We start from the raw sequence: 10,449 nt of genomic DNA, 5'->3' as shown, positions 1-10,449 counted from the left end.
AGATAGCGGGTCGGGTTGAGCTGCTGGAACATCTGGTCGACCGTCGGCGGCACGTCGAGGCCCATGGCGTCAGCCAGCCGCGCGATCAGGCCGTTCAGCTTCGGCGTATAGTCGACCAGCTGGCCCGCGAAGCTGGTGGCGTTGTCCGCTATAAAATAGGCCGTTCCGCCAAACAGCAGGGCGGACAGGATGATGGCCAGGGGCAAGGCCAGCTTGTGGGTCACCACCGGCAGGCGCGCCTCCAGCACCCGGGCGAAGCTGTCGATCATCACCGCCAGGAACAGCGCCAGCGCCAGGGGCGTCAGGATGGGCGCGAGCCACATAAGAGCCGCGCCGCCGACGATCACGGCCAGGAAGACCGTGCCGTTGCGCGCGACGTTGTCGAGTTTCGGCCCGGCCATCGGGGCGATCACTAAAGCGCGTCAGGGTGAAGTGGAAGCCGGTTCACCCGCCCGGTGCGCTTTCACTTTTGACCGGGGCCAGCGGTGAGTAGGGTGGTTGACCCGTAACATCAGAGGTCCCGACCAGATGAACGACAGCGGCGTCCTGATCGGATTTTCCGACCATCTGGAGCACCTGCGGCTGGACCGCGCCAACCGCCACGGCCTGGTGGCCGGCGCCACGGGGACCGGCAAGACGGTCACCCTGCAGATCCTCGCCCAGGGCTTTTCCGATGTGGGCGTGCCGGTGTTCGCCGCTGATGTGAAGGGCGATCTGGCGGGGATCGCGGCGGCCGGGCAGCCCAACGGGAAGATGCTGGCCCGGGCGGCGACCATGGGCCTGACCATCCAGCCGGCCGCCGTCCCGGTGGTGTTCTGGGACCTGTTCGGCGAGCAGGGCCATCCCGTCCGCGCCACGGTCTCGGAGATGGGGCCCCTGCTGCTGGCCCGGATGCTGGAGCTGAACGATGTCCAGGAGGGCGTACTCAGCGTGGTCTTCCGCGCCGCCGACGAGCAGGGCCTGCTGTTGCTGGACCTGAAGGACCTGCAGGCGGCGCTGGCCTATGCGGCGCAGAACGCCAAGGACCTGGGCGCCCGGTACGGCAATGTCTCAACCGCCACCGTGGCCACCATTCAGCGCAAGCTGCTGACGCTTGAGGACCAGGGGGGCGCAAACCTGTTCGGCGAACCGGCCCTGCAGCTCGCCGACCTGATGCGCACCGACGGTTCGGGGCGCGGCTATGTGAACATCCTGGCGGCCGACAAGCTGATCGCCAGTCCCAGGCTCTACGCCACCTTCCTGCTGTGGCTGATGAGCGAGCTGTTCGAGGAGCTGCCGGAGATCGGCGACCCCGACAAGCCGCGTCTGGCCTTCTTCTTCGACGAGGCTCACCTGCTGTTCCGCGACGCCCCCAAGCCTCTGCTGGAAAAGGTGGAGCAGGTGGTGCGGCTGATCCGCTCCAAGGGGGTCGGGGTCTACTTCGTCACCCAGAACCCGGCCGACATCCCCGAAACGGTGCTGGGCCAGCTCGGCAACCGCGTGCAGCACGCCCTGCGGGCCTACAGCCCCCTCGACCAGCGGGGCTTGAAGGCCGCCGCCGACAGCTTCCGGACCAACCCGGCCTTCGACACCGCCGAGGCGATCCAGGCCCTGGGGGTCGGGGAGGCCCTGGTGTCGGTGCTGGACGAGAAGGGGGCGCCCACCATGGTGCAGAAGACCCTGATCCGGCCGCCCGCCTCGCGGCTCGGCCCCCTGACCCCGGCCGAGCGCGCCTCGGTGATGGCGGCCAGCCCGGTGCGCGGCCTCTATGACGAGGCTCGGGATCGCGACTCGGCCTTCGAGATGCTGGCGACCCGCGCGACGGCCGCGGCCGAAGCCGCCGAGGCCCCGCCCGTGCAGACACGACGGGCTGAGCCCGCCACGGCGCCTTGGGGCGACGAGCCTCCGCCCGCCAGGCGCCCGGCGGCGCGGGCCTCGAACCGCCAGTCCATGGGCGAGACCTTCGCCAAGCAACTGCTGCGGACCGTGGCCAGCACCGCGGGCCGCGAGATCATGCGCGGCCTGATGGGCGGCCTGAAGCGGAGCCGCCGATGAGCGCCGAACGTCCCCTGGAGGTCATCGCCGCCGACCTCGGCGCCCTGGCCGAGCGGCCATCCACCGCCCTCTCCCTGGCCCTGATCGGCCAGCCGGGCTCGCGCTGGCGGATACCGACCCCGGCTGGAGTCATCGACCTCGACGCCTTTGACCGAAACGTGGCCCGCATGGCGGCGCGGGCCAAGGCGGCGGGTCTCGCCCTGCGGCCCCACGCCAAGTCCCACAAGTGCGCGGCCCTGGCCCGGCGGCAGATCGCCGCCGGCGCCGTGGGAGTCTGCTGCGCCAAGCTGGGGGAGGCTGAGGCCCTGTCGGCGGCGGGGATTCGCGGCATCCTGATAACCTCGTCCCTGGCCGGCGCCCCCTCGGCGGCGCGGGCGGCGAGGCTGGCGGGGATCGACCCGGACTTCGCCGTCACCGTCGACCACCCTGACGGCGCCACCGAGATCGGCCAGGCGGCTCAGGCCGCGGGCGTCACGGTGCGGGTGGTCATCGATGTCGATCTGGGCATGGGCCGCACGGGTGTCTCCAGCGTTGAGCAGGCCGTGGCGGTTGGGGCGGCGCTCGCCGCCCAGCCGTCGCTGAAGCTCATCGGGGTGCAGGGCTATGGCGGTCACTGGCAGCATATGAGCGGGGCCAACGCCCGCTCCTCCGCCGTGGCCGACGGCATCGGCCAGCTGTCGGAGGTGGCCTCGGCCCTGAGGGCGCAGGGCCACCAGATCACGCTGATGACCGGCGGCGGCACCGGGACCTTCTCGGCCGACGCGGCCCAGGGGGTGCTGAACGAGATTCAAGCCGGCTCCTACGCCTTCATGGACCGGGAGTATCGGGAGGCGTTGGGCTCCGACGAGGACGGCGCCTTCGAGACCAGCCTGAGGGTCCAGGCCCGGGTGATCAGCGCCAACGCCGAACGCTGGGTCACCGTGGACGCCGGCCTCAAGGCCTTCGCCACAGACGGGCCCGATCCAGAGCCCCTGGGGGAGGATTGGGCGGGATCCAAGTACCGCTTCTTCGGCGATGAGCACGGCATGGTGACGCGGCCGAAGCATCGGGCGGTAAGCCGTGGCGACCGGGTCGAGTTCACGGCGCCCCACTGCGATCCCACCATCGACCGCTACGATCTTCTGCACCTGGTGCGCGGCGACATGCTGGTGGACCTCGTGCGGGTCGAGGGCCGGGGCGCTTCCCAGTAGTCGCTAGCTCGGGACTCGGCCCAGGGCGTCGCGCACGGCGGCGCTGAGCTGTTCGGCGCGGAAGGGCTTGCGCACCACCGGCCAGGTGATCTCCGACGCACCGTCGGCGAACTGGTCGCCCGCATAGCCCGTGGTGAGCAGGATGGGCAGCGCGGGGCGTTGGGCGCGGGCCCAGCTGGCCAGCTCGACGCCGTTCATGCCGCCGGGCATGACGATGTCGGAAATCAGCAGGTCGAAGGCCTGGCCGGTCTGCAGGCGGGCCATGGCCGAGGGGCCGTCGATCTCGGTGGTGACCACGCAGCCCATCTCCTGCAGCAGGCTCTCGGTGACCGCGCGCACGGCGGCGTCGTCCTCCACCAGCAGGATGGCGGCGCCGGCCGCCCAGCTGTCGTCGGTGGTCGGCCGGACCGGGTCGGTGGTGGGAACCGCATCGATGGCGGGGACGTAGAGGGTGACCGTCGTCCCCTCGCCGGGGCGCGAGTCGATCGCCACCGCGCCGCCGCACTGGCTCATGAAGCCATAGACCTGGGCCAGGCCAAGCCCTGTGCCCTTGCCCACCTCCTTGGTGGTGAAGAAGGGCTCGAAGGCGCGCTGCAACACTTCCGGGCTCATGCCGGCCCCGGTGTCGGAGACGCTGACCGCCACATGCTCGCCGGCCGAGGCGCCGGAAACCTCGCCGTCGGCCAGGGTCACGCGGCGGGTGTGGATGTTGATCCGGCCGCCGCCCTCCACGGCGTCGGCGGCGTTGACCACAAGGTTGAGCAGGGCGGCCTCGAACTGGGCCGGATCCAGGCGGGTCGCGCCGACCCCGGCTTCGCAGTCGACGGTCAGCTCGATGGCCTCGCCCACGGCGCGGCGGACCAGGGGCTCGACCTGCTCGATCAGGGCGCCGACGTCCAAGACCTCCAGCTTCAACTCCTGGCGGCGCGAGAAGGCCAGCAATTGCCGGGTGAGGCGCTCGCCGCGGCGGCCGGCGGCCAGCGCCGCCTCCGACAGGCGTTTGACCCGGGCGGTGTCGGCCGGGTTCTTCAGGATCATGTCCAGGCCGCCGATCACCACGGTCAGCAGGTTGTTGAAGTCATGGGCCACCCCGCCGGTCAGCCGCCCGACGGTCTCCAGGCGTTGGGCCTGGGCGAGCGCCGCCTCGGCGCGGGCGCGTTCCTCCAGGCTAGCCTCCAGTTCGCGGGTGCGTTCGGCGACGCGCTCCTCCAGATGGCGACGCGCCTCGACGATCTCGGTGATGTCGGAGGATGAGCCGAACCAGCGGCGGATCGAGCCGTCCTCCTCGCGGACGGCCGAGGCTCGGGTGGTGAACCAGCGCCAGACCCCGTCATGGCGGCGCAGGCGGTGTTCGAGGTCGAAGGGCAAGCCGCCCTGGATGGCCTGAGACCAGGCCGCCCGCAGGTCGTCGCGGTCGTCGGGGTGGACGGCGTCCAGCCAGCCCTCGCCGGTATGGGCGGCCGCCTGGACACCGGTGAAGTTCACCCACTGCGGGCTCAGATAGTCGAAATCCCCGTCGGGGCGGGCCGACCAGAGCAACTGGGGCAGGGAGTCCACCAGGGCCCGGACCCGCGCCTCCCCGCCCCGCAGCTGGGTCTCGGCGGCCTTGCGGTCGGTGATGTCGGAGCAGGAACCGATATAGCCCAGAAACCTGCCGTCCCGGTCAAAGCGCGGGGCGGCCGCCTCATCGATCCAGCGGTAGGCCCCGTCGTGGCGCAGGATGCGGTACTCCAGCCGGGCCCGGCTCTGGGCCGCGAAGTGCTCGTCATAGATGGCCAGGACGCGCTCGCGGTCCTCCGGGTGAACCTCCCCGAGCCAGCCGCGGGCCAGCTCCTCCTCCATGCGCCGACCGGTGAAGGCCAACCAGGAGGCGTTGAACCAGATGGCTCCCATGCTGACCCCGCTCATCCAGATCATCACCGGGGCGGCGTTGGCGATGTGCTCGAATTCGTCGCGGCTGCGGCGCGCCTCTTCCTCGGCTCGGCGCTGATCGGTGACATCGTGGAAGTTGACCGCCAAGCTCTCGCCCACCCGCATGGCGCTCGAGCGCATCCAGCGTTCCTGCCCGTCGATGACGCGGCGGACCTCGAGTTCGTCGGGGACGCTGTTGTCGAACGCCAGGCGCAGGCGCTCGACCATGTCGGTGGCCGTCTCGCCGGTGAACACCTCGGTCACCCGCCGTCCCGTCAGGCCCTGGCCTCCAGGCGCCATGCGGTCGGCGGCGGGATTGGCGTAGGTCCATCTGAAGTCGACGATCTGGCCCGCCTCGCGAACCGGCTCCATGATCACGAAGCCGTCGAGGGCCTGTTCCTGGAAGATGCGGAACCGCTCTTCCGCCGCCGCGCCGCGCAGGACGGCCACACGGATGGCCTTGGCGATGAGCACGGTGAGGCCTGAGGTGACGACGAACAGCAGGAGCTGGACGTGCTGCGACCGCCAGGTCTCCTCCAGGCTGGTCTTGGGGATCCATAGCAGCCAGACCGCGCCGGCGCTCAGGGCCGTGGCCAGCAGCCCGCCCCGCAGTCCGGCCACCAGGGTGGCGAAGAGCACGGCGGGGAAGAAGGCCATGAAGTTGGGGGGCGAGGTCATGACCTCGCCAGCGAGCGCGCGCGCCACAACCGCCGCGGCGACGGCGGCGAGCGCCGCTGGATATCCGACGAGAGGGCGCTCGATCGTCACTGCGAAGCGCTGCGCCCACCGACCCATCATGACGCGACAATGCCCCTACTCAGGGTTCCGGTCATGCCGAACCCCGAACCGGAGGAAACGTAAAGCGTGGCTTCAGGTTCCCTCCGCCGCAGGGTGGTCCGCCTAGAGCATTTTCCGATAAGTGTGAAACGGTTATCGGATCGAAGAATGCTCTAACTTTTTGGATTAGAGCCCTTTTTATTCGATCAGATTGAAGCAATCAGATCGGAAAGGGATCTAGCGCGGAGCCATCCGGATCGCGCCGTCCAGACGGACGTCCTCACCGTTGAAATATCCGTTGGTGATCATGGTCAGGGCGAGCTGGGCGTAGTCGTCGGCCTGGCCCAGGCGCTTGGGGAAGGGCACCGAATTGGCCAGGGCCTGCTTCACCGCTTCCGGGGCGCCGCGCATCAGCGGGGTGTCGAAGATGCCGGGCAGGATGGTGTTGACCCGGATGCCTTCGCTGGCGAGGTCGCGGGCGATGGGCAGGGTCATGCCGACCACGCCCCCCTTGGAGGCCGAATAGGCCGCCTGGCCCATCTGGCCGTCCTCGGCCGCCACCGAGGCGGTGTTGACGATGGCGCCGCGCTCGCCGTCCTCCAGCGGCTCCAGGTCCAGCATGCCCTTGGCCGACTTGGCGATGCAGCGGAAGGTGCCCACCAGGTTGATCTGGATGATCAGGTTGAAGGCGTCGAGGGGGAAGTGCTTGGTCTCACCGGTGGCCTTGTCGCGGCCGGCGGTCTTGATGGCGTTGCCGGTGCCGGCGCAGTTGACCAGGATGCGCTCCTGGCCGTGGGCGGCGCGGGCCTTGGCGAAGGCTGCATCGACCTCTTCCTCGGAGGTGACATTGCACTTGCAGAAGATGCCGCCCACTTCTTTTGCGACTTCTTCGCCCTTGGCTTCGTTCATGTCGAAGATGGCGCACTTCACGCCCTGGGCCGCGAGTTGGCGGACCGTGGCTTCGCCGAGGCCCGAGGCGCCGCCGGTGACAACCGCGGCGATAGAGGAATTGAGTTTCATGGACGCGTCGCTCCCGGTTCTGTTTAGATCAGATCTTGTTTCCCCCGAGGCTTTAGCCCGATGAGCTCCAAGTCAAAAGCGTCACCCAACGTCAATGCCGACGGTTTCGACCCGCGCGCCGAGGTCGATCCCAAGCGTGCCCTGGTCCCGGCCGTGCAGAAGGTCAATGAGCAACGGGTGGCGGAGGGCTTCTGGCCCAAGTTCCGCAAGGTGGCGGCCAAGATTCCCTTCGCCGACGACGCCCTGTCGGTCTGGTACTGCGCCCGCGACCCGGCGACGCCGAAGGCCGCCAAGGGCCTGATGATGGCGGCGCTCGCCTATTTCGTCCTGCCCACCGACGCGCTTCCCGATATCCTGGGCGTGATTGGCTTCACCGACGACGCGGCGGTGTTCGCCGCCATGATGGCCGTGGTGGGGAAGAACCTGAAGCCCCGGCACCGCGCGGCGGCCAAGGGGTTTCTGGAGCGGATGGGGCGCTAGGCGCCCTCGCGGTCTCCGGTGACGACCTAGACCGGCTCCACCAGCGCCGCCGCGGCCATCTTGGCCTTGCTGGTCACGTGCTCGCGCCAGGTGATGAAGAGGGTGGAAACCACCACCACGGCCGCGCCGACGATGGTCCAGACGCCCGGGACTTCCTGGAACAGGGCGAAGCCGACGATCACCGTGAAGACCAGGCGGATATAGTCGATGGGGGCCATGGCGCCGGCGTCGCCGATGGACATGCCCTTGATGTAGCAGCCCTGGGTGATGGTCCCCAGCACGCCCATGGCCGCCAGCAGGGCCAGGTCGACGGGTTCGGGCCAGCGCCAGGTCAGGAAGGCGCCGGGCACGGCCAGCACCAGGCCCAGCGTCGCCGACCAGACCAGCAGCACCATGGGGGCGTGATCGCGGGTCATCACCTTCATCCCGGTGATGGTCAGGGCGAACAGGAAGGACGAGGCCAGCATGGCCATGGCCGGCAGACCGATGGCGAACGCATCGCCCCCGCCCGGGCGCAGCATGATGAGGACGCCCAGGAAGCCGACGACGGCGGCCCCGATGCGCAGCGGACCCACCGGCTCGCGCACCACGAAGAAGGCCAGGGGCACCAGCCACAGGGTGCGGGTGAAGGACAACGCATTGGCGTCGGCCAGCGGCATCTTCTGGAAGGCGTAGAAGGAGAGGATCATCCCCACCGTGCCCGCTGCCGAGCGGAAAATCAGGATGCCCGGCCTTGTGGTGGCGAAGGCCGCGCCGCGGTGCTTGAGGATCACCGGCAGCATGATCAGGAAGCCGAAGAACTGCCGGTAGAAGGTCTGCAGCGAGGCCGCGTAGTCGTCCCCCAGATACTTGATCAGGGTGGTCATGGCGGTGAAGCCAAGCGCCGAGGCCACCATCCACAGGGCGCCGTGCAGGTTGGGCGACAGGCCGGGCTTGGCCGGGGCGTCAGCGCTCACGAATCCACCCGGTGATGGACAACCGCTCCGCCCCCGCGAAGCTGGCGACCTGGGTCACCGCGTGCTGCTGCGGGACGCGGAAGATGTTCAGGGCGTTGAAGGTTGGGCTGTAGGCCTCGCTGACATGGCCGTCGGCGTCGTGGAAGGCCAGCAGGCCGCCCCAGTCCGGCCGCCAGGCCGGCGTGAAGTTCAGCACCAGGGCGTAGAGCCGCTTCTTGCCCGCCACGTCGTCGTCGTGGGCCGTGAGGAAGTCGCCCGGCCGATAGCGGGTGGCCTGGGCGTCGGCATAGGCGCAGCGGGGGTCGCCGGTGAGCGTGCTGATAAAGGCGAGGAAGGCCTCGCTGTTGATCAGGTCATAGACCGCTTCCAGGGGCGCCAGGGCGCCGCCGGTGCGCTGGCCCGCCTCCATCAGGTCCGAGAGCCGCCAGGCGTCGAACTGATACTGGAAGCCGGTCTTGCCCCCCTCGAGGATCGCGGCCTCCAGTTCCGCGCGGCGCTCGGGCGGCATGGCGGCCAGGGTGTCGAGGGCGATGTCATAGCTTTTCCCCGAGGCGGTCAGGGAGCGGTGGTAGGGCGCGGCGATCAGGGCCGCGTGGATCGCCTGGGCGTCCCGGGCCGGTAGGATCCCAGGCAGGTGCAGGCGGCCGAACCGCTCGAAGGCCGGGCGCAGCTTCGCCGCGTCGAGGCCTCGCGAGAGTTCGAGCGCCTTGGCCATTAGCCCGGCGCGCCGGGCAGGGCGTCGCCGAACAGGGCGGCGAAGGGTGAGCCCGCGGTAGGGTCCCAGGCGTGGCGGCCGCCGACGGTGATACCGCCGTCCACCACGATGTGGGTCCCCGACACAAAGGCCGAGTCGTCGGAGGCCAGGTAGAGGGCGGCCTTGGCGATGTCCTCGGGCATGCCGGCCTTGGGCACGGGCTGCACCTTGGCGGCGTTGTCGGCGACCCGGGCGGCCATCTGGTCGGCCACCTCGCGGGGCAGGCCCAGCGAGGCGCCGAAGATCGAGGTGGCGATCAGGCCCGGGCAGATGGCGTTGACGCGGATCTTCTGCGGCGAGAGCTGTGCGGCGGCCGTGCGGCTCATATGGATGACGCTGGCCTTGGCGCTGGAATAGGCGATGGGGCCCCATCCGGCCTGCAGGCCGGCGATGGAGGCGGTGTTGATGATCGAGCCGCCGCCGCGCTCCAGCATCAGGGGCACGGCGTGCTTCATGCCCAGCGCCGGGCCGCGCACCAGGACGTCGAAGATCCAGCTCCAGCCGTCGGCGGTGATCTCGGCGATGGAGGTCATCCGGTCGGAGATGCCGGCGTTGTTGAACAGGATGTCGAGGCCGCCGAACTGCGACTTGGCGAGCTTCAGGGCGGCCTCGATCTCAGCCTCCTGCGTGACGTCGCAGTGGGCGTAGGCGACCTTGCCGGGGAAGCGCTTCTCCAGCATGGCGCCCTTTTCGTCCTGGATATCGGCGGCGACGACCGAGGCGCCCTCGGACACGAAGAGCTCCACCGTGCCCAGGCCAATGCCGGATGCGGCCCCGGTGATCACCGCGACCTTGCCCTCAAGACGTCCCGCCATTTCGCTTCCCCGTTTCTTGTAACTGATCGGTGATAACTAAAGCGGGACGCCCTCTGCGTCGAGGCCTAGTCGACCGTCACGACGACCTTGCCCATGGCCTTGCGGCTGCCCAGGTGGGCGATGGCGTCGGCGCCCTTGGAGAGCGGGAAGCGCTCCGACACGTGGGGCTTGACCTTGCCCTGGGCGTAGAGCTCCAGCAGCTCCTCCACCGACTTGGCGAACAGTTCCGGGTTCTTGGTGGTCCAGGTGCCCCAGAAGACGCCGACGATGTCGCAGCCCTTCAGCAGGGCGAGGTTCAACGGGATCTTCGGGATGTCGCCGGCGGCGAACCCGATCACCAGATAGCGGCCCTCCCAGGCGATGGAGCGCAGGGCGGGCTCGGCATAGTCGCCGCCCACCGCGTCATAGATCACATCGAAGCCGTTCTCGCCGCCGGCTTCCTTAAAGAGCGCGCCGAGCGCCTTCTGGCCGTCGCGGTCGAAGGGGCCGCGGCCATAGACGACGCCCGCGTC

The 10,449-nt window shown here is 69.6% G+C and carries 9 protein-coding genes and 1 pseudogene; 3 read left to right on the top strand and 7 right to left on the bottom strand.

Annotated elements, in window-relative coordinates:
- Window positions 1-401: pseudogene (locus tag RMO97_RS00835) on the bottom strand (AI-2E family transporter); the annotation flags it as partial.
- 127 nt (window positions 402-528) lie between these two features.
- On the opposite strand from RMO97_RS00835, the gene RMO97_RS00830 reads away from it, so the two are divergent.
- Entirely contained in the window at window positions 529-2,034 is a 1,506-nt protein-coding gene (locus tag RMO97_RS00830; RefSeq protein ID WP_310538669.1) for a helicase HerA-like domain-containing protein, read from the top strand.
- Window positions 2,031-3,224 carry an alanine racemase gene (locus RMO97_RS00825; protein ID WP_310538667.1) on the top strand — a complete coding sequence of 398 codons (1,194 nt, stop codon included), beginning with the start codon at window positions 2,031-2,033 and terminating at the stop codon, window positions 3,222-3,224. Before RMO97_RS00830 ends, RMO97_RS00825 begins: the two co-directional genes overlap by 4 nt.
- Before the next feature lie 3 nt (window positions 3,225-3,227).
- On the opposite strand, the gene RMO97_RS00820 is transcribed toward RMO97_RS00825, so the two are convergent.
- Both RMO97_RS00820 and RMO97_RS00815 read right to left on the bottom strand, forming a co-directional pair.
- Window positions 3,228-5,813, bottom strand: coding sequence for a PAS domain S-box protein (locus tag RMO97_RS00820; protein WP_310538666.1), 2,586 nt, complete (start codon window positions 5,811-5,813; stop codon window positions 3,228-3,230).
- A gap of 336 nt (window positions 5,814-6,149) precedes the next feature.
- A complete protein-coding gene (locus RMO97_RS00815; protein ID WP_293497509.1) occupies window positions 6,150-6,932 on the bottom strand; it encodes an SDR family NAD(P)-dependent oxidoreductase in 783 nt (260 codons plus the stop codon).
- Window positions 6,933-6,992: 60 nt separating this feature from the next.
- On the opposite strand from RMO97_RS00815, the gene RMO97_RS00810 reads away from it, so the two are divergent.
- The gene (locus RMO97_RS00810; protein WP_310538665.1) at window positions 6,993-7,412 is read left to right on the top strand and encodes a YkvA family protein; all 420 of its coding nucleotides are present in this window, start codon (window positions 6,993-6,995) and stop codon (window positions 7,410-7,412) included.
- Between the two features lie 26 nt (window positions 7,413-7,438).
- Here RMO97_RS00810 and RMO97_RS00805 read toward each other — a convergent pair whose 3' ends face one another.
- From RMO97_RS00805 to RMO97_RS00790, 4 genes are all read right to left on the bottom strand, one after another.
- Window positions 7,439-8,308 (bottom strand): DMT family transporter, encoded by an 870-nt coding sequence (locus RMO97_RS00805; RefSeq protein ID WP_310538668.1) that lies wholly within the window; start codon window positions 8,306-8,308, stop codon window positions 7,439-7,441.
- 49 nt (window positions 8,309-8,357) lie between these two features.
- Complete coding sequence (locus RMO97_RS00800) at window positions 8,358-9,083, bottom strand: 2OG-Fe(II) oxygenase family protein (protein ID WP_310538664.1); 726 nt, start codon at window positions 9,081-9,083, stop codon at window positions 8,358-8,360.
- Window positions 9,083-9,937, bottom strand: a complete 855-nt coding sequence (locus RMO97_RS00795) for a glucose 1-dehydrogenase (RefSeq protein WP_310538663.1) — start codon at window positions 9,935-9,937, stop codon at window positions 9,083-9,085. The genes RMO97_RS00800 and RMO97_RS00795 overlap by 1 nt, the downstream gene beginning before the upstream one ends.
- Before the next feature lie 65 nt (window positions 9,938-10,002).
- The coding region (locus tag RMO97_RS00790; RefSeq protein WP_310538662.1) for a zinc-binding dehydrogenase at window positions 10,003-10,449 on the bottom strand (447 nt) is incomplete at its 5' end.

The organism is Phenylobacterium sp. (genome assembly GCF_031425575.1).
In the GTDB taxonomy this organism is placed as follows: domain Bacteria; phylum Pseudomonadota; class Alphaproteobacteria; order Caulobacterales; family Caulobacteraceae; genus Phenylobacterium.
Note: the sequence above shows the minus strand (reverse complement) of the source record. Positions and strands in the feature narration are given on the sequence as shown.

Excerpts from the sequence above, each read along its gene's own strand:
- RMO97_RS00830 (WP_310538669.1), top strand. The coding sequence starts at position 529 with ATGAACGACAGCGGCGTCCTGATCGGATTTTCCGACCATCTGGAGCAC.
- RMO97_RS00825 (WP_310538667.1), top strand. The coding sequence starts at position 2,031 with ATGAGCGCCGAACGTCCCCTGGAGGTCATCGCCGCCGACCTCGGCGCC.
- RMO97_RS00820 (WP_310538666.1), bottom strand. The coding sequence starts at position 5,813 with ATGACCTCGCCCCCCAACTTCATGGCCTTCTTCCCCGCCGTGCTCTTC.
- RMO97_RS00815 (WP_293497509.1), bottom strand. The coding sequence starts at position 6,932 with ATGAAACTCAATTCCTCTATCGCCGCGGTTGTCACCGGCGGCGCCTCG.
- RMO97_RS00810 (WP_310538665.1), top strand. The coding sequence starts at position 6,993 with ATGAGCTCCAAGTCAAAAGCGTCACCCAACGTCAATGCCGACGGTTTC.
- RMO97_RS00805 (WP_310538668.1), bottom strand. The coding sequence starts at position 8,308 with ATGGTGGCCTCGGCGCTTGGCTTCACCGCCATGACCACCCTGATCAAG.
- RMO97_RS00800 (WP_310538664.1), bottom strand. The coding sequence starts at position 9,083 with ATGGCCAAGGCGCTCGAACTCTCGCGAGGCCTCGACGCGGCGAAGCTG.
- RMO97_RS00795 (WP_310538663.1), bottom strand. The coding sequence starts at position 9,937 with ATGGCGGGACGTCTTGAGGGCAAGGTCGCGGTGATCACCGGGGCCGCA.